The organism is Pseudoalteromonas sp. MMG033, assembly GCF_057197785.1.
This window is the reverse complement of sequence record NZ_CM170070.1, coordinates 3368316-3385974: the sequence shown is the minus strand read 5'-3', so window position 1 is coordinate 3385974 and position 17659 is coordinate 3368316. Positions and strand designations below refer to the sequence as shown.

The 17659-nt window shown below is 39.4% G+C and carries 20 protein-coding genes and 1 pseudogene; 4 read left to right on the top strand and 17 right to left on the bottom strand.

All coding sequences use genetic code 11. The annotated features are described in order from the left end of the window. Positions 1-41: 41 nt before the first annotated feature. From AC2CZC_RS14715 to AC2CZC_RS14680, 8 genes are all read right to left on the bottom strand, one after another. The gene (locus AC2CZC_RS14715; RefSeq protein ID WP_211037518.1) at positions 42-398 is read right to left on the bottom strand and encodes a hypothetical protein; all 357 of its coding nucleotides are present in this window, start codon (positions 396-398) and stop codon (positions 42-44) included. A gap of 111 nt (positions 399-509) precedes the next feature. Next, positions 510-935: a hypothetical protein gene (locus tag AC2CZC_RS14710; protein ID WP_211037519.1), complete on the bottom strand. Its 426-nt coding sequence runs from the start codon at positions 933-935 to the stop codon at positions 510-512. A 325-nt stretch (positions 936-1260) separates the two neighbouring features. Continuing rightward, entirely contained in the window at positions 1261-1314 is a 54-nt protein-coding gene (locus tag AC2CZC_RS14705; RefSeq protein ID WP_484584892.1) for a hypothetical protein, read from the bottom strand. 514 nt (positions 1315-1828) lie between these two features. Next, on the bottom strand, positions 1829-2299 hold the full coding sequence (locus AC2CZC_RS14700; protein ID WP_211037521.1) for a hypothetical protein: 471 nt from the start codon (positions 2297-2299) through the stop codon (positions 1829-1831). 119 nt (positions 2300-2418) lie between these two features. Continuing rightward, entirely contained in the window at positions 2419-2733 is a 315-nt protein-coding gene (locus tag AC2CZC_RS14695; RefSeq protein ID WP_484582355.1) for a hypothetical protein, read from the bottom strand. A 130-nt stretch (positions 2734-2863) separates the two neighbouring features. Next, a complete protein-coding gene (locus AC2CZC_RS14690) occupies positions 2864-3415 on the bottom strand; it encodes an Rcat domain-containing protein (RefSeq protein ID WP_484582354.1) in 552 nt (183 codons plus the stop codon). 1078 nt (positions 3416-4493) lie between these two features. Then, entirely contained in the window at positions 4494-4817 is a 324-nt protein-coding gene (locus AC2CZC_RS14685) for a hypothetical protein (protein WP_484582353.1), read from the bottom strand. A gap of 93 nt (positions 4818-4910) precedes the next feature. Beyond that, entirely contained in the window at positions 4911-5348 is a 438-nt protein-coding gene (locus AC2CZC_RS14680; protein WP_211037534.1) for a hypothetical protein, read from the bottom strand. A gap of 124 nt (positions 5349-5472) precedes the next feature. Here AC2CZC_RS14680 and AC2CZC_RS14675 point away from each other — a divergent pair. Continuing rightward, positions 5473-5799, top strand: a pseudogene (locus tag AC2CZC_RS14675) (IS110 family transposase); the annotation flags it as partial. A gap of 195 nt (positions 5800-5994) precedes the next feature. Here the strand turns inward: AC2CZC_RS14675 and AC2CZC_RS14670 are convergent. The 9 genes from AC2CZC_RS14670 to AC2CZC_RS14630 form a co-directional block, all read right to left on the bottom strand. Further along, positions 5995-6990 carry a transposase gene (locus tag AC2CZC_RS14670; protein WP_484582352.1) on the bottom strand — a complete coding sequence of 332 codons (996 nt, stop codon included), beginning with the start codon at positions 6988-6990 and terminating at the stop codon, positions 5995-5997. A gap of 353 nt (positions 6991-7343) precedes the next feature. After that, entirely contained in the window at positions 7344-7739 is a 396-nt protein-coding gene (locus tag AC2CZC_RS14665; protein ID WP_484582351.1) for a hypothetical protein, read from the bottom strand. A gap of 30 nt (positions 7740-7769) precedes the next feature. Further along, on the bottom strand, positions 7770-9053 hold the full coding sequence (locus AC2CZC_RS14660; protein WP_484582350.1) for a hypothetical protein: 1284 nt from the start codon (positions 9051-9053) through the stop codon (positions 7770-7772). Between the two features lie 516 nt (positions 9054-9569). Continuing rightward, positions 9570-9926 (bottom strand): hypothetical protein, encoded by a 357-nt coding sequence (locus AC2CZC_RS14655; protein ID WP_484582349.1) that lies wholly within the window; start codon positions 9924-9926, stop codon positions 9570-9572. 112 nt (positions 9927-10038) lie between these two features. After that, complete coding sequence (locus tag AC2CZC_RS14650; RefSeq protein WP_484582348.1) at positions 10039-10524, bottom strand: hypothetical protein; 486 nt, start codon at positions 10522-10524, stop codon at positions 10039-10041. Between the two features lie 125 nt (positions 10525-10649). Next, on the bottom strand, positions 10650-10985 hold the full coding sequence (locus AC2CZC_RS14645; protein WP_484584891.1) for a hypothetical protein: 336 nt from the start codon (positions 10983-10985) through the stop codon (positions 10650-10652). 341 nt (positions 10986-11326) lie between these two features. Then, positions 11327-11680 (bottom strand): M23 family metallopeptidase, encoded by a 354-nt coding sequence (locus AC2CZC_RS14640; protein WP_484582347.1) that lies wholly within the window; start codon positions 11678-11680, stop codon positions 11327-11329. Positions 11681-11891: 211 nt separating this feature from the next. Beyond that, positions 11892-12296, bottom strand: coding sequence for a hypothetical protein (locus AC2CZC_RS14635; protein ID WP_484582346.1), 405 nt, complete (start codon positions 12294-12296; stop codon positions 11892-11894). 101 nt (positions 12297-12397) lie between these two features. Further along, complete coding sequence (locus tag AC2CZC_RS14630; RefSeq protein ID WP_484582345.1) at positions 12398-12910, bottom strand: M23 family metallopeptidase; 513 nt, start codon at positions 12908-12910, stop codon at positions 12398-12400. A gap of 271 nt (positions 12911-13181) precedes the next feature. Between AC2CZC_RS14630 and AC2CZC_RS14625 the strand changes: the two genes are divergently transcribed. The 3 genes from AC2CZC_RS14625 to AC2CZC_RS14615 all read left to right on the top strand — a co-directional run bounded on the left by AC2CZC_RS14625 (position 13182) and on the right by AC2CZC_RS14615 (position 17616). Further along, positions 13182-14669, top strand: coding sequence for a PfaD family polyunsaturated fatty acid/polyketide biosynthesis protein (locus AC2CZC_RS14625; RefSeq protein WP_211036896.1), 1488 nt, complete (start codon positions 13182-13184; stop codon positions 14667-14669). A 14-nt stretch (positions 14670-14683) separates the two neighbouring features. Next, positions 14684-15796, top strand: a complete 1113-nt coding sequence (gene fabD, locus AC2CZC_RS14620) for an ACP S-malonyltransferase (RefSeq protein ID WP_484582344.1) — start codon at positions 14684-14686, stop codon at positions 15794-15796. A gap of 77 nt (positions 15797-15873) precedes the next feature. Then, on the top strand, positions 15874-17616 hold the full coding sequence (locus AC2CZC_RS14615; protein ID WP_484582343.1) for a carbamoyltransferase family protein: 1743 nt from the start codon (positions 15874-15876) through the stop codon (positions 17614-17616). Positions 17617-17659 lie beyond the last annotated feature (43 nt).

The following is a 17659-nucleotide window of genomic DNA, read 5'->3' as shown; positions in this document are numbered from 1 at the left end:
CCTGTCCTATTTGGTTCTACCTATCCTTATTTGTTAGTTTACTATTTTGAATCAACTTTATAGGTACCTGCTGGACCTTCAACTATAGCTATACCACATTTGTTTGCTATAGATTGAATTGAGTCTTCTAGCATTTTGTAACCAAGTTCATCCGCGCCAATTGGTTCTAATGAAAGCACATATCCATATTTTAAATCTGGCTCCAATTTTAATGCTTGAGCGGTGGGCTTCTCTGAATCATCCAATTTTTCTAGAATCAACTGCCAATCCATTTTAGGGCTGGGGTATACATAGGAAGTAAAATCATCCCACTTTTCCTCATTCCAATCGCCTGTTCTTGGGAGATCAGCTGGTAAAGCCGCGATACAAGTAACCCAAATTGCAACATCCATGCTCATATAATTCTCCTATTAAACTAACGTATTAATAAACGGGGTGAAATAGCAGGCTAAAATTAGCGACGAAGGCGCGCAAGCCTGCTGTTTTTCGTCCTTTGATTTAGGCACTTGTTAGGCATTTACATGACTATTTATTCGAATTGGCCCCATATGAAGGCCAAAAACAATTGTAAGTTTTCTCTTAGGATTATGAAAGAAAATCATAAAACCTGTGTCATTGGGTTCTTCGAATTCCTCAGCCGTACCGTAGTAATTAATAAACCAATCAAGCTTTTGAGCTTTCTTCTTGTCATTGTTATTAAACTGTTCACTAAGATAATTTACAAATAAGATCTTATCAGCAGAAAAACCAACGTTAATACGGGTTTCATGATTCTCTGCGACATACTCAAAATCGACACCTCCCCCTTGCGACTGTTCAACCCTTACTACTGAGGAGAATTTAGAGAGAATATCTTTTACCTCTGCAGCAGAAGCGTCCAACTCGATAATTGGAAAGTTTGGTTCAAATTTTTTCTTTTTGAATAGTGAGAACATACATGCCTAACATTTTTATCTACGACAAATGCCGCATAACAACCGCTTTTCAAATAAGCACTTTAATACCCTCAACCATAACAATAACTTAAGCAGGTGTCACCAAATTAGGAATTATTGAAAAATATGAATTGCCGTGTAACTGTGATATTTGAAAAAGAGCAAGTTGAACAGACACATTTATAAAATAGAGAAGATTACAGCAATATATTTGTGCCTGTCCGTCCCATTTGGCTAACGGCACAAAATAGCAGGCTATAATTGGCGACAAAGGAACGCAAGCCTGCTATTTTGCGTCCTTGTTTAAGCTTTTGTTAGAGTATCTTTACTCAATAACTCTAAAGTTGCTTATATAATAAAAGCACTCATCATCTTGTATATCCTTATCCCAATCAATTTTAATACTCGTTGGGAAAAATACATTGAATCATATTTTAATTCGATGCTTGCAGCTTGAGTTATTCCCTTTTTTGCTTTGTAAAACATTTCATCAATTGTTATTTCAAAATCATGCTCATTTTCATGTTCAAAAAGAGCAATGCCATCAATAACCAAAACATTCGACGAAAATGCCAGCATGCATCCATTCTGAACTTTATAGCTATAGCTAAATGGCTCTTTCTCTTTCCAAGATTCAAAGTTTCGATCAAGTGTTTTTCTTATATCACCTTTAATAAATTGGAACCCTACCCCCCAAAAAAACAGAATAATAACGATAGCTGTTCCAAGAACAAATAGAACAGATATTGGCTTTCGGCTATCAAAAATTTGCATGAAACTCTAAAGTCCAGCTAAGCCGCTGGAACGGAGTTGATTATTTTGTGCAAGCGTAGCGAAAAAGTACAAAACGAGCAACGCAGTGGAAGTCAGCTTGAGCTGTTTGTTACATGCTTTCATATTCGAAGTACGGAACCATCTGGATTAAGCGCGATGATAGAATACTTACCTTTGAAGACGATATTTACTTGACCACCATAAACATCATCGATTGCTAAATGCTTTGTACCTTCCAATTTAAGAATTTCTGCCCCGCCGATGGCACGGTTTATGCGACCTAACTCAACGAAATTGGCTTTCGATATTTCTTCCACTTCTGTGATTTTCACAAATAAGTATGGCCAATCATCAACATGTGAGGTCGCCTCTTTTAATTCGTCTGGTAACCAAACTGAATCCCATTGAAATGCCAACGTGACTGACCTATCAAATGCTACGTGATGAAATATACCGACCCAGAAAGAGTCATGGAGAGTGTACTTACTTAAGAACTCTTCAAAATCATGCGATGGCTTTTGCTCCCAAGGTAAGTCATCCTCTATAAGCTTTTTATAAAGCCAATCTGGGTAAAACTGATCATTATCCAATGTTGAAAACTCTCCTTGCATGTAACGTTTAAATAATAGGCAGGAAATTATTGGCTACACTGCCGCCTCTCGGCAAGCCTATGATTTTATGCCCTTATTGATTGACTTGTTATGCACGTCTACTGCTCAAATATTGCATACATGAGCATATTAATTTCAAAAACGTCTGACTCACTGAAATCCGTGGTTAACTCGATTCCTTTATCAGCAGCGCCATTAAAGTTATTTTGAACTTGATCTGAGATAGTGAACAGCCAGCTTACTAATTCTCTTTCTATACTTTCAGCGCCTGAGACTTCTCCAGAGATCATCTCCAAAGCTTCAAGTAGCTTTGTAAAATCTTCTCTACTCGGATATTTTCCAAACCTTGAGGTATAGGCTATTCCTTCAGTAGCATGAAATTGGACTATTTCTTTTGCTTCTTTATAGTTCATTATTCAGATAACACTCATTCTCTGATTTATTTGTAAACGACCAGTATTCACCATTGCTATAAGCGCATAACACCCGCATTTTCAGCTTGTTTGGAGCGCAGCGTAAAACCAGTCCGGCAACATGCGCTTGTTACGTGTTGCCAGTACACGTTACTTTGTTACAAGAAGGACAGGTAGCGATTTCAATTGCTGGAGAAACCTCCCATGCATTGCTGCACTCACTACATTGCCTCCAATTTTCATCTAACTTTACAGCTAGCACCATATTAGTACTCGGAACCTGAGATCCTAAATGTTCATTATTGCCATGTAGCTCTGGTGTGATTTTATAAAATAGCTGTTTGCATTGGATTATAAAATCACCATCTAGTGACAACTCTATTAGCTGCTCAGGAGAATCAATAAATTTTCCTGAGCTACCCATAAATTCTTCTGGGCCAGTAGCATTTAAGTGATTTATACCAATGCAAACTATTTCAAAAGCTACAGGATCCCACTGTGTTTGAAACAGCATTTTCGCATCAAACCTGTGATCCATGTTCATGGATTTACTCTCCATCACATAGCCACGGTTAATTATCTGCATCTCTTTCAGCATGCCATCATGAAAAGTAACCTTTTCATGTAGAAACTGTTCTAGCTCTTCCGGAGACTTAATCTCAGTGTATTCGTTCATACTCATTGGTACACGTAACGCCCTGATAATAGAAATATTTTTCTGGGTTGGTTTATGCGCGCGAAGCGCAATGCATTAAGCGATACAGTTAAATTTGTCCAATTAATCAATTTGTTATGTTTTAAATACTCGCCACCACCAAGGCTTTGTGACCTTGTTTTACTATTATTGTATTTTTCTAATATTCTTTCATTTGCTTTCTGTTGATAGTTTGAAAGCTTCTTAACACTTGGTACATAATCTTGAAAGTGAAATTGTGCCTGTCCCATTTGGTTGATTTCATAACTTAATGCCCTAAATCAATTGGTCCAATGAATTTGTGCCTGTCCCATTTGGTTCTTTTGTCCCGCTTTAGTTACTTGTTCGGTTAATTTACTACTATATAAAGTCATTTGTAACCATCATACCACCCACGAAGAATACCCATAACATAGCCAAAATAGTAAGAACATGAAATATATGCAGAAGTTTACTGCCTTGAAAATACTTTAAACTGGCTATGATAGAGATAATTGGCAAAAGGGATAGTGCAAAAAACAAACACAAAATCCATATTTTAACTATGCCGCTAAGAAAAACTAAAAATGCTATACCAAATATGACTAAAACTAACAGCCCATGAGCAGATACAAGAAAGCGTAATTTTGTAGGGTTTGAATCCTTTAACCAGAATATAAGGCTTATAAATATTAAACACCCATAAAACAAAAAATTTATAAAAATTTCACTCATCCTGAGATTGACCTAAAGCCTCGCATAACGAGCTAATAATACTTGACTAAAATTGGTAAAGCACGAACCAAGCCAAGCTTTATTAGTCCATACGTTTATGCGTTTGTTATGTGCCGCCGCTCATTTTTTCAATATTGCATAGAAAGGTAATGCATAAGTCGCTGGATCAACCGCGATTAGCCACATAAACTGATTGTTTGACATTAACATACTGCATAGTATTGTCAAAACTGGAACAACTGCCAAAACATATGATTCAGTTGTTTTCTTGAGAATTTTTAAAAACAATACGCGGAAGTTATAGAAAATAACCAGCGCAGGTATAGTTAAAACAGCATATTCCATTATCAGCTCAGTTCAATGAGACGGCACAAAACGCCCAACTAACCGGTGAGGTTTGCTGGCACATTGTTTTGCGTGTTTTTGCAAAACGCGTGACCGTAAACCGAAAGAGATTGTGTCTGTCCCATGTGTGTGCTTTATCAAAGATAACACCATCAGCTTTAAAGCACTGTTCTTTTTCAAGTTTAATGGTTTTAAATTTTATAAGCTTACCTTCAAGGTGAACTTCCGAAAGCACTATTATTCCTGAAATAGTAACTTTTGTTCCATTAGTTGGCATACTTGAAAAAGTATCAAAAGAAGCTAACGCCATAACTAATGCTAAATATTTCATGAAAACTCTAACGCCTTAATAAACGGCGAAAAATAGTAGGCTAAAATAAGCGACGAAGGAGCGCAAGCCTACTGTTTTGCGTCCAAGGTTTAATTAATTTGTTAGGTTTTCTTTCCGCTCACAGCTGTCAGATTTAATAGTTAAAACATCGCCTTCAGTATATAAAAGAGGACCTGCATAATAGCTTCCTGTTTTAAACAGATAGAAAGCTGTCAATTCACCTAGTTTACCTTTAATGGTAAAACCAACAGAGTTTTTGCTGGTACAAACAACAGAAAGCTCATTAATATCACCAAATTGTGACTTTATATTTCGGGAATTACTCAAGGTTTCTTTTAGTTTTTTAATAGATGTTAATTGAGATTCATCAAGACTAAAGCCGTAAACTGATAGTAATTCATTATCGTTAGTGCCAACACCAACCTTTTCTACGTGAGGTATTTGTTTAAAATATTCCTGACATAAAGGTAATGCAAAAGCCTTTGCCATTAGCACTACTTCTATAAACATCAGAGAAATTAGAAGTTTCATACTCAGTTTCCAGAAAACATAGACATAATGACTCCCACAAGGTGCTAGCCTCCGCATTTTCGTGGGTTAGCTTAAAGCCAGAGCCATAATTAGTTTGTCAAATAACTATATAGCAGAGGCCAGCATGACTAAACATAACATACTTTTCATTGGTTTAGATACTCATAAAGAATTCATTGAGGTTGCCTACATTGAAGATAATCGCGGCGCACACCCCATTCATTTCGGTCGTATTTCTTCTGCTAAAGTAGCTATAAAAAGGCTCATCAGGCAATTTGAATCTAAATACCCCAATGCAACTCTGCATTTCGTTTATGAAGCTGGCCCCTGTGGTTATTGGATTTATCGCTTAATTACTTCTCTTGGGCATTGCTGTTACGTAGTTGCCCCCTCGCTTATCCCTAAAAAGCCTGGTGAACGTGTTAAAACTGACAAGCGTGATGAAAACAAATAGGACAGGCACTTTTCTTTCTTTTCTTTTTTAAAATTAGAACCGAATTGCAGAAATGTATTACAAGCCTAAGGTTTTTCTGAGCAACACGATTAAAATCCGCCTTATGATAGAAGCAAATATAACTTAGGAATATATTCATTTTATTAAACAAGAAGAGTCTAGATTTATAAGCAAGGCTAAAACAACTTTTTACTAACCAACTCCCTTATACCAATTTACATCATTTTTAGCGGCATGCGCTCTTAATACCGTTTTCGAGCCAGCAAAGTTGCCATAGTGAGTACCATAATTTTGCATCCTATCCAGCCAAGTTGCTTCTTCAATTTTCAGTGATACTAGAATATCGGGCACACTCTTTGGTATGTACCCTTTCTTTTTCGGATGGGCATGTCGACCCGTCCAATCAACTAACTCAAGGTAATCCAAAAACGAAAAAGGCAATGTGTTTTCATACTCTCTTTTACCAAACGATTTCAGTGTTTTTGGCTGTTTGATTTGATGCGCAGCTTTATTATTTTGATTAGATTTTTTTGCGTTTGATTTGGCGTTTTTAAAATACCTTATGCGCTCTTGGATAGATGTAAAGTCACTATCTTCTAGATTATTTGCCATGTTCGCTCGGACTGGGTTTAAATCTACATAGGCCATGCAGCTGAGCAATGCTGTTTCATCTAACAAGGCTTGTGATTTGTATCGTCCTTCCCAGTATTTACCGGTACAACCATCTTCTTTATTTGCTTCTTTTGCAATGTATTCATTAAGGTTTTTCATAAACCAGCTAATGTCGTATAACCGAGTTCGCCACTTTTCAATCAGTTCCAACGCAAGTAATTTCTCTGCTTCACTGAGAATATCACCGTGAAGGTATCTATCAATGATAGGACTACCCTTGTACAACCTATACCATCTTGATATCACTTCGTTATCTGACCAATTAAGTGCTTGTTGTCTATTCACTTTAACCACTAAATGATAGTGATTGCTCATGATGGCATAAGCTGCTATTTCAATGGCAAATACACGGCTTAGCAATTTTACTCTTTCGACTAACCATGTTCGTCTATGGTCAAAGTTTTTACCTGTATACTTATCATTTCCGCACAAAAAAGCACGGCGTACACACCGCGCTATTAAGTGATAATAAGACGTCGACGACAAATCTATTAGGGCTTTCCGTGCTCTTGTCATTCCTATTCAACTCCACTTTAAACTGGATATTTAAACAGTAGTCAAGCACCTCAATTTATGCAAAGAAATTGTATCTGTCCCATGTGTGTGAGTAAAGTCTGCTCTGCTCATAAAAGTGAGTAACCAACGAATACCAGCAAGAAAACCGACGAAATTACTTGCTTCATCCTATTCATTAACTCTTTCTAATTCGAGTTAGGAAATTATGGCTTAAAGTTAGGCAAGGATCAGTGTGTATAACTTGACAGAGGGAGTCATACCAACGCCTTAATAAACGGCGAAAAATAGCAGGCTAAACTAAGCGAAGAATGAGCGCAAACCTGCTGTTTTGCGTCCATTGTTTAATTAATTTGTTATGTTTCAATCTCACTGATTTCTTTCTTAACCGAATCAATGTCAACATGCTTTGCGACCAAGGGCCACTGCTTTATGGTTGAATCAAGGTACATAGACAAGCCATATAGGATTCCAGAAAATGATGCTAATGCAGGCAAATACAAACCACGTAATTCTTGAAAGTACAAAAGAAAACTAACAAAGAATCCAATCCATGCAACGACAGCTAAAAGCCGACTCTTTTTAATTAGTTTGGATTCATGTTCTTGGGGATGTTCAATTGCAAACTCAATAGACTTTAATGATTTCACTTTTCTAGAATTATCCACAAACTTTCCTTGAAACATAACGCCCGCATAAAATGCGGAAAATGCTTGGATAAAATTAGCGAAGAATGAGCGCCAGCCAAGCATTTGACGTCATTTTTGATGCGTTTGTTAGATTCAATTGATGATTTCAGATGTTTCAATTATTAGCGCTTCTGCGATCATTCTTATCAGAGGTATTTCTTTTAAAAGCAACCTTTCGTGATGGAAAGGAACAAACTTTGTCTTGTCGCCTTCTTTACTATGGACAATTGCATTTCTCGTTCGATAAATTCTACTCGCAAGATTCTTGTAAATGACATTTTCATCGGAAAGATTAAAGTCAACAGCCTGGCCATCAGAAAAGAGAACCTTATTGTTCTTATAATAATCAATTAGACTATCATCAAAATCTTCTAACTTCGCCTTTAAGTCTGAAAGATCAATATGCTTCTTAAGCGTAAGGATAAGAGCGCTAGCTTCGTTGAAAGTAATAGTTTCACTACGTATTTGTAGGGATTTACTGACATCTTTGACTAAAGACATTACATCTTTCTTTCGTTTGTATGAGAAGTCAGGTTTTGTAATTTTATCTTTAATTCTTTCAATTAAATCATCATTGAATATCGATTCGAAAAAATGCTCTATCACATGATAAAAGGAAATAAACTCTAAAACGGGGTTATCAGCACCGACACCTAACTGGTAATGATGAATCAAGTCAGGAATATACTTCCGCTTTGGTGCGTCAAAATCATCAAAACCCGACTTTCTATGCCTTATCACTCGACCTCTTCTTATTATCTCCTCAATAAATCTTTGCTGAACCAATGCAATATCGAGGTTATATGAAAATTGAAATAAATAAGCACTTGCCATCAGTTGAAATTCTTTGAATGACCTTGACTTAGTCGACTCAACGGATAGAGTCAGCATCCTTGGTGTAATCTCCGCTAGTATATCTAAAGCGCTTGAATGTTTTTCTAGTACCCGTTCCCACATCGAGTAATGAGAGCCACCAATGAAATACCTTGCTTCAGAAACTTTAGCAACTTTTGAAAGAAGAAATACAATATATTCTTGGCTAGCCGCCCCTAGTTTATAGCGATATCCATTATCCGAGTCTTCATTTTCAATGGGCCCTTCTCTCCGACGCATAAAAAATGTTGGAATATTCCCCTCTTCTTTTACAAGTACTTCAAATGACTTGTTAGAGGAAATAACCGTTTCATCTACTTCTTCTAGTTTTTTAAGATTAGAGACAACCTCTTCTAAGCGCTCTCTTGATTCATGAAACTCTACGTTTATACGTGGATTACTAAACCTAAATAGAAAATTTCCATCTTCTTCCACTTCTAATTCAGAACGCAATGCTTCTGCGATGATAGCAGCGAGTTCATCAATCGATACTTCAATATCCATGTTACCTCTATGGGAATCTAACATTTTTATCTACAACAAATGTCGCATAACAACAGCGTAATGTCTGCCGCATAACAACAGCTTTTCAGATACGCACTTTAATCCCCTCAACCATAACAATAAGTTAAGCCGGTGTAACCAAGTTAGAAACAATTAAGGTGAGTCACTTGTCGTATAACAGTGATATTTGACAAAGAGCAAGTTGAGTAGACACTTTTACAAGATAGAGAAAATTATATAAATATCTTTTTGCCCAGTAAATTTGTGCCTTTCCCATTTGATTCAGTAAACGCGAAAGTAATCGTAACTAAAACCGCAAACAACGAAAGCACAAAGATAAAACCCGCAAACACTCTAAACGGAGCTCTAACGTTAGCTAATTGTGCTCTCCGTAAATTCATAACTTCCTTTGACTTATAACGCCTTACTAATTGGCGCATAAATGCTTGGTTAAAATTAGCTACGAAAGAGCGCAAGCCAAGCGTTTTACGTCATTTTATGTGGTTTGTTATTTTACTATTTTAAATCAACTTTATAGGTACCTGCTGGACCTTCAACTATAGCTACACCACATTTGTTTGCTATAGATTGAATTGAGTCTTCTAGCATTTTGTAACCAAGTTCATCCGCGCCAATTGGTTCTAATGAAAGCACATATCCATATTTTAAATCTGGCTCCAATTTTAATGCTTGAGCGGTGGGCTTCTCTGAATCATCCAATTTTTCTAGAATCAACTGCCAATCCATTTTAGGGCTGGGGAATACATAGGAAGTAAAATCATCCCACTTTTCCTCATTCCAATCGCCTGTTCTTGGGAGATCAGCTGGTAAATCCGCGATACAGGTGACCCAAATTGCAACATCCATGCTCATATAATTCTCCTATTAAACTAACGTATTAATAAACGGCGGAAAATAGCAGGCTAAAATTAGCGACGAAGGCCCGCAAGCCTGCTGTTTCTAGACCGTGGTTTAGGCACTTGTTTTAGTTTGCATCTTTTGCTTTATAACCCGCAACCTTTTTGGCAAAAGTTTTGTTTGGCGTTTCTATTACAATTGAGCCCAGTGTAAGATAGTAAATCCAGCCCATGTTAACATCGACTTCATCCTCATCTGCTCCATCAATATAATACATTCGGATATCTTCAGGATCTTTCTTTGAAACCCAAATTCCCCCTTTAATATTTGACAAACAGCCACCTGATTTGGATTTAGTACCAATGCAAGAAGAAAAGCCACCACCAATATAATAATACGCTTCGTCATCTTGATATTTGGATATATAAATTCCTTTTCTTATGCCATAAAACCAATCAACAAACCCCTTCTTTTCTTCATAAATAACGTCGCTTTCGACAATATACTTTGTCTTAGAAACAAACTCATTAAGCCTGTCAGGATTGCGAAAAGATGGGATTTGTGCACAACCTGCTATCGCAATTAACAATATGATGATTTGAAATACTTTCATTCAACGTGCTCCATAATTTTTAAATGCAAACTAACGCTTGCCGTAAACGGCACAAAGTAGCAGGCTAAAATTGGCGAAGAAAGAGCACAAACCTACTGTTTTCCGTCCTTGGATTTACGGCCTTGTTAGCTGTACTTTACTAGAACTTCTTTAGCAAACCGATAAAAACAAACTGCCGCTAATAATGTGAAAATCGAGGGGACAAGAAATACGGAAACCTCAAGTAAGCCAAACTCTTCAGAGCTCTCAACAATTGCACTCGCTACAAATGAAGAGAAAATTGTAGCAACAATAGAGATTTTAACTCCTTTGGCATGCTTACTTTTTGTAACTTTATCCAGTTTTACAAATGTGAAAAGTACTATTAAAAGAGCTATTAGATAAGTAAGAGTATCTACTATCATCACAGCCAATTCAGTCAGTGAAACTCCATACAAATTCTTGATAATTTCTGCGAACATTTCCACTACTCAGGCTTTCCTTGTACAACTAACATTTTTATCTACGACAAATGTCGAATAACGACATCGTAATGTCTGCCGCATAACAACAGCTTTTCAGACACTCACTCTAGTACCCTCAACCATAACAGTAAGTTAAATAAATGTCACCAAGTTAGAAACAGTTAAAGTGCGTCAATTGTCGTATAACAGTGATATCTTGAAAATACTAAGAACTGTATATGCCAAAAGTACCATTTCACGTGACCTCCATTGAATAACCGCCTTTGTCCAATTTCACAATTTATAGAACTCAAAAACTCTCGTTAAATAGCCGAAAGAGCAAAATCAGTAACGCACATTCACACCACCAAAACCTTACTTGGATCTAAATAAAACATCTTCTTCCAGCCTTGGGTTTCAAATGTTACAAGCCAAGGTAGCGGGACAAGTGACAAAATAGAATAATGTACGTGAGCAGGTTTTCCTTTGGCGTTGCCTGTACCGCCCAAAGTCCCAATGGGTTGACCTGAACTTAACCACTGACCAGCAAAAGTTATAACACTCTCTAGGTGCGCATAATAATGAACCCGCCATTTGGGTCCGAGCACAATCACCACTTTACCGCCTTTATTGACCTGTCCTGAAAATAGAACTGCCCTGAAAATAAAAAAAACCGTCGGATGCCGACAACACATCTGTGCTTTTTTTCCCAAAAATATCTATGCCTTTGTCCACGCCCGAACTCCCCCACGGTTCATACCAAAAAGTCTCTTGATGCCAATCATGAACACTGGCTCCACGTACCGGTATTTGTAATGTTTGAGCAAAAAATTAAACAGACTTCTTCTTTTTTTTACACTCCTCAAACACAAAGCTCAACGATGGAATGAAGAATACCAAGCGCAGAGACCCTTAATTACTTTGTTACTCTAATGAATTAGCGGAACTACTTTGATTAAAAAAGATCCAAGAAAAAAATAACATGAAAGCAAAGTCATTTAATCCATAAATACTGTAGAAAATACCTGCAAACAGATCCTCTTCATAAACTGAACTAAGTTCATTTCCCTTAAACCAAAGCACCCAAGCAACGACATAAACTAGCTTTTCTAGTGCAAATGCACCAGCTATCCATTTAATGCCTTGAGTAACCTGAGAAGCCCCAAGAAAAACAAAACCCCACACCATAATCATTAACAGACCAAAATTGGACATTACTACTGGGTCAAACTCGTTAATTACCGAATTTGTAAACACTCGTGAAAATACTAGTACAGCAACAATATTGATCATACCTGAAGCTATAAAACCTAGCTTAATCGCATTCATACTCACCTACCATTCGCTTTTCTATTTGATATCAAGCTTAGCAAACACTTTTCGATGAGGTAGGTAAGCTGTATTGCTTAAGTAGGTGACCCATATCTATTTCACTTCACCAAAGCCTTACTTGGATCCAAATAAAACATCTTCTTCCAGCCTTGGGTTTCAGGTGTTACAAGCCAAGGTAGTGGGATAAGAGACAAGATAGAATAATGCACATGTGCGGGTTTGCCTTTGGCGTTGCCTGTATCACCCAAAGTACCAATGGGTTGGCCTGAACTTAGCCACTGACCAGCATGAGTTGTAACACTCTCTAGGTGCGCATAATAATGAATGCGCCATTTAGGGCCGAGCACAATCGCCACTTTGCCGCCCTTATTGAACTGCCCTGAAAATAAAACAACCCCGTCGGATGCCGACAGCACATCTGTGCCTTTTTTCCCAAAAATATCTATGCCTTTGTGTACACCCGAACTCCCCCACGGTTCATACCAAAAAGTCTCTTGATGCCAATCATGAACACTCGCACCACGTACCGGTATGTGTAATTTCTCGGGCAGTAACAAACCAATTAGAATGATGAAAGTCACAACAAAGAATAAATACTTTAGATACCTCACACTGCCACCCTTAAAATTTTTGCCAACTAATACAGAACAAAAACAGAATAATTTAGTTGCATAAAATGCACGAAAAAACATAACTTAGTGACAAACCAGCCTTTAAAAGTAGATTAAATACTAAAACTCCTTAAAAAGTGCTGAATAACGCGCTGATTAAAATACAAACTAATAAACTAGTATTATAAAAATAAAATTTATTCCTCCATTTTGCTTTCATAATTATGTACCACCATGCGTTATAACTAAGATGATCCCGCTTGGAAATGGTATGCAGCACGCTATAGATCATGAAAACGTCCAGTTAACTGGTGTCATTTGTGAACAAAAACATAACAACAAAAACCAACAAAGTACTAAAGTCACAAACAGCTTCGACTTAGCCAAGATTTCACCAAATAACCTTGGCTGTGCCAATTTTCGCAAGGACTATGGCCTCAAATATGCCTATTTGGCAGGCGGCATGTATCGTGGTATCGCCTCTAAAGAGTTGGTCATCGCACTTGCAAACGCAGGCGTGATGGGCTTTTTAGGCACAGGTGGTAGACAGCTAAAAGACATTGAACAAGACATAATTCATATTCAAAGCAAGCTCACACATAGACAAGCATATGGGATAAATCTAGTTGCAAATTTAGACTCGCCAGATACCGAGCTTGCCACCGTAGAGCTCTACCTTCAACACGGGATTAAGTGTATTGAAGCCGCCGCGTTTATTCGCATTACACCCGCTCTGGTATTGTATCGCTTACAGGGTTTATACCAAGATGAGCAAGGCAATGTGCGCACCCACAATAAACTGATCGCCAAACTCTCTCGCCCAGAAGTCGCCAATGGCTTTTTAAGCCCAGCACCAAAGCAAATCGTCCAACAACTGCTTGATGATCACAAAATCACGGCTGAGCAAGCTAAATTAAGTCAGTCCATTTTTATGTGTGATGACATCTGCGTTGAGGCTGACTCGGGCGGCCATACAGACAGAGGGCAGCCCGCTGTTTTACTGCCCGCAATCCAAAGCTTACGGGACCAAAAAGTCGCTGAGTTTGGCTTTGTGCATTCACCGCGAATTGGGCTTGGTGGCGGCATTGGCACGCCAAGTGCTGCCGCAGCCGCTTTTATGATGGGCGCAGACTTTATTCTCACGGGCTCTATCAACCAATGCACCGTCGAAGCAGGTACATCCGATACCGTTAAACACATGCTGCAACACATCAATGTGCAAGACACTGAGTACGCGCCCGCTGGCGATATGTTTGAATCCGGTGCCAAGGTGCAGGTACTGAAAAAAGGTAGCTTTTTTGCGGCGCGTGCCAACAAGTTGTTTCAGCTTTATCAGCAATATGACTCGCTCGACGCCCTACCGCCAAGAATACAAGCGCAGCTACAAGACAAGTACTTCAACATGAGCTTTGACGAGATCTGGCAACAAACCAAAGGCTACTTGCTTGCATCTAAGCGCCCACATGACGCGGAGCGTGCCGAAAAAGACGACAAATACAAAATGGCCCGCGTGTTTCGTTGGTACTTTGCCCACAGCATGAAGCTCGCCTTTAGTGGCGATGAGCAAATGCGAGTGAACTTTCAAGTGCACACTGGCCCAGCTCTTGGTGCATTTAATCAATGGGTCAAAGGCACTGAGCTTGAACCATGGCAAAACCGTCACGTTGACAAAGTTGCCGAAAAACTGATGCAAGACACCGCTGAATTGATGAATGCCAAAGTGCAACAACTACTGGCTGCAAACCTCGCTTACAAATAAAAAACGGAGTAGATATGAAAACATACATATTTCCGGGACAAGGATCACAATATGTCGGTATGGGCAAACCGCTTTTTGCTGAGTTTCCTGCGTATGTTGAGCAAGCCAGTGACTTACTTGGCTACTCAATCAGCGAGCTGTGCTTGGCAGATCCCAACAAGCAGCTTAATCACACTCAATTTACTCAGCCTGCGCTTTATGTCGTCAGTGCCCTCGCCTTTTTACAACAGCAAAAACAACGAGAGCCTGCGGACTATTTAGCAGGTCACAGCTTAGGTGAATACGCTGCGTTATTTGCCGCAGGCGCAATCAGTTTTGAAACTGGATTAAAGCTGGTACAAAAGCGCGGTGAGCTCATGAGCAAAGCAGCCCCCGGCGCCATGGCCGCTGTGTTGAATGTCAGCGAATTTGACTTAAATAAGGCACTGACAGAGAACAACTTAAACACCATTGATATTGCCAATTTGAATGCGCCAGACCAAATCGTGATCTCTGGGCTTGCTGAAGGCATTAACCAAAGCCAAGCTTGTATTGAGCAGCTAGGTGGTCGCTTTATCAAACTTAATACCAGTGGTGCATTTCATTCTCGCTATATGGCCCCTGCGCAAACTGAGTTTGCTGAATTTATTCAAGGCTTTGAGTTTAAAACTCTACAAATACCTGTGATTGCTAACGTCACAGCACAACCTTATAACCATTCAGATATCGCCCAGCATTTAATAGCGCAAATTACCCAGCCTGTGCAGTGGACCAAAAGCGTTGAATACTTGCTCTCACAAGGTGATATGGACTTTTTAGAGCTTGGGCCAAAAAAGGTGCTCACTAAATTAGTGCAAACCATTGAAAAACAGTTTGTGAAGCCAGTGCAGTCAAGTGCCGTAAAAATACCATCAAATGTTCAAGCAGGCATTACGCCGCAGCAACAGGTTGCACACTGGAATAACACGTATCCAGTGGGTACCGAGGTGCTTATCAAAGGGCAAACAACGCCCTACAAGACCCGTACTCAAGCCACTTTGCAGTTTGGTCACCGCCCTACACTTTATTTGCACGGTTTCGGCGGATACTTCCATTTAACTGATTTACGCCCTGCCCAGCAGCACGCGCACATACCCGCAACGGCTTAAATCCACATGAATACAATCACTGGCCCAAGCAAGGCCATCAACAGAATAAAACTTAACCATAATATTGGACCACAGCGATGAAATATTACATTGGCTTAGCCACCTCATTTCACGACCCTGCAATTGCAATCGTTAACGCAAAAGGCGAACTCATTTTTGCCGAAGACGCAGAGCGCTTTTTAGGCTACAAACGTGGCCTATACTGCTTGCCAGACAACCCTTACTACATTGAAGAAGTACTAAAAACCCACTGCGCTGATTGCACTGAGCTTGTGATTGCCAAAACATGGAGTAAAGGCCGCGAAAAAAGCACCAATATTTTAGAAAATGTGGTTTTAAGTATTTTAGAAACTTTCTCATTTAATATTGACGTCAACACCCGTGATATTAAAGATCAGTTCTACTTTGCTCGCGCTTCTCAAGCAGCGGCTGGCAGAACCCTATCACGCTTTTTTGAAGCTGGTTGCCGCAACTTTATCGTTGGTAACTACAGAACTAAAAAACCAACGGATGTACGCTATCACGACCACCATTTAACCCACGCGGCCAATGCTTGTTTTAACAGCCCGTATGATGACGCGACCTGTATCGTGGTAGATGGCATGGGCGAAAAAAGCAGTATTGCCTATTACACCTACAAACATGGCAAAATTAAACCAGCGCCAATCAAGGTAAAACGCTCATTTAAAAGCTTGGGTTTGTTCTACACCATCATCTGTGAAAACCTCGGCTTTGACCCGCTCAAAGGTGAAGAGTGGAAAGTGATGGGCCTTGCGCCGTACGGTAAAAAAGACCAAAGAGTCTATGATTTACTGCGCTCATCTTTACAGGTTAAAAACGGTAACTTTGCTGTTCCGAAAAACCTTAATGCCATCATGAAAGAAATCAAAAGCATGGCAAGAGAGCCTGGTGAGTCGGTTGAACGCTATAAAGACTTTGCTTACACAGGTCAGTTGGTGTTTGGTGAAATCTTCATGGATTTAATCAACGCCGCATACGAGTATGCACCGTCTAAAAACCTATGTATTTCAGGTGGCTGTTCACTGAATTCCTCATTTATGGGCACCGCTCTCGAGCGCTCTAAATTTGACAACATCTTTGTGCCTTCAGCCCCTGCTGATGATGGCAATGCCATTGGCGCTGCGTTGTTAAGTTACCAGCAAGACAACCCAAGTTGGCAGCCAAGTAAAACCGTGCAATCGCCATACACAGGCTCGACAGTTAAAGAAAAATCGCTGCAAAAGCTGGCGCAATATGGCCACTTAAAAGCCACAGATTGCGGCGATGAGGTCTACAAAAAAACCGCAGAGTTTTTAGCACAAGGTAAAATCATCGGGTGGGCACAAGGTCGCGCCGAATTTGGCCCGCGCTCTTTAGGTAACCGCTCCATCCTCGCAAACCCATGTTTGCCAGATATGAAAGACACCATCAATGCCCGCGTTAAGTTCCGTGAAGAGTTCAGACCGTTTGCACCGTCTATTTTGCACGAGCATGGCGATGAATACTTTGAAAACTACCAAGAGTCGCCTTACATGGAGCGTACTTTGGTCTTTAGAGAAGAAGTACGAGACAAGGTGCCTGCGGTTGTGCACGTCGACAATACAGGTCGTTTACAGTCAGTGAAAAAAGAGTGGAACGAACCTTACTACAACTTGATCAGTAGCTTCAAAGAGATCACAGGCGTGCCTGTACTACTAAACACCAGCTTCAACATTATGGGTAAGCCCATTGTGCATTCTGTTGAAGACATGCTCGCGGTGTTCCTGATGTCAGGCATCGACGTGTTGGTGATTAACAACACCATTTACGAAAAGAGCTAACAGCAAGCGCCCTAAATCAATAGTGATTTAGGGCGACCGCCAA

Bases quoted from the DNA above. Each gene is read 5' to 3' on its own strand.
- AC2CZC_RS14715 (WP_211037518.1), bottom strand. From the start codon at position 398: ATGAGCATGGATGTTGCAATTTGGGTTACTTGTATCGCGGCTTTACCA.
- AC2CZC_RS14710 (WP_211037519.1), bottom strand. From the start codon at position 935: ATGTTCTCACTATTCAAAAAGAAAAAATTTGAACCAAACTTTCCAATT.
- AC2CZC_RS14695 (WP_484582355.1), bottom strand. From the start codon at position 2,733: ATGAACTATAAAGAAGCAAAAGAAATAGTCCAATTTCATGCTACTGAA.
- AC2CZC_RS14690 (WP_484582354.1), bottom strand. From the start codon at position 3,415: ATGAGTATGAACGAATACACTGAGATTAAGTCTCCGGAAGAGCTAGAA.
- AC2CZC_RS14685 (WP_484582353.1), bottom strand. From the start codon at position 4,817: ATGAAATATTTAGCATTAGTTATGGCGTTAGCTTCTTTTGATACTTTT.
- AC2CZC_RS14680 (WP_211037534.1), bottom strand. From the start codon at position 5,348: ATGAAACTTCTAATTTCTCTGATGTTTATAGAAGTAGTGCTAATGGCA.
- AC2CZC_RS14670 (WP_484582352.1), bottom strand. From the start codon at position 6,990: ATGACAAGAGCACGGAAAGCCCTAATAGATTTGTCGTCGACGTCTTAT.
- AC2CZC_RS14665 (WP_484582351.1), bottom strand. From the start codon at position 7,739: ATGCTTGGCTGGCGCTCATTCTTCGCTAATTTTATCCAAGCATTTTCC.
- AC2CZC_RS14660 (WP_484582350.1), bottom strand. From the start codon at position 9,053: ATGGATATTGAAGTATCGATTGATGAACTCGCTGCTATCATCGCAGAA.
- AC2CZC_RS14655 (WP_484582349.1), bottom strand. From the start codon at position 9,926: ATGAGCATGGATGTTGCAATTTGGGTCACCTGTATCGCGGATTTACCA.
- AC2CZC_RS14650 (WP_484582348.1), bottom strand. From the start codon at position 10,524: ATGAAAGTATTTCAAATCATCATATTGTTAATTGCGATAGCAGGTTGT.
- AC2CZC_RS14645 (WP_484584891.1), bottom strand. From the start codon at position 10,985: ATGTTCGCAGAAATTATCAAGAATTTGTATGGAGTTTCACTGACTGAA.
- AC2CZC_RS14635 (WP_484582346.1), bottom strand. From the start codon at position 12,296: ATGAATGCGATTAAGCTAGGTTTTATAGCTTCAGGTATGATCAATATT.
- AC2CZC_RS14625 (WP_211036896.1), top strand. From the start codon at position 13,182: ATGCAGCACGCTATAGATCATGAAAACGTCCAGTTAACTGGTGTCATT.
- fabD (WP_484582344.1), top strand. From the start codon at position 14,684: ATGAAAACATACATATTTCCGGGACAAGGATCACAATATGTCGGTATG.
- AC2CZC_RS14615 (WP_484582343.1), top strand. From the start codon at position 15,874: ATGAAATATTACATTGGCTTAGCCACCTCATTTCACGACCCTGCAATT.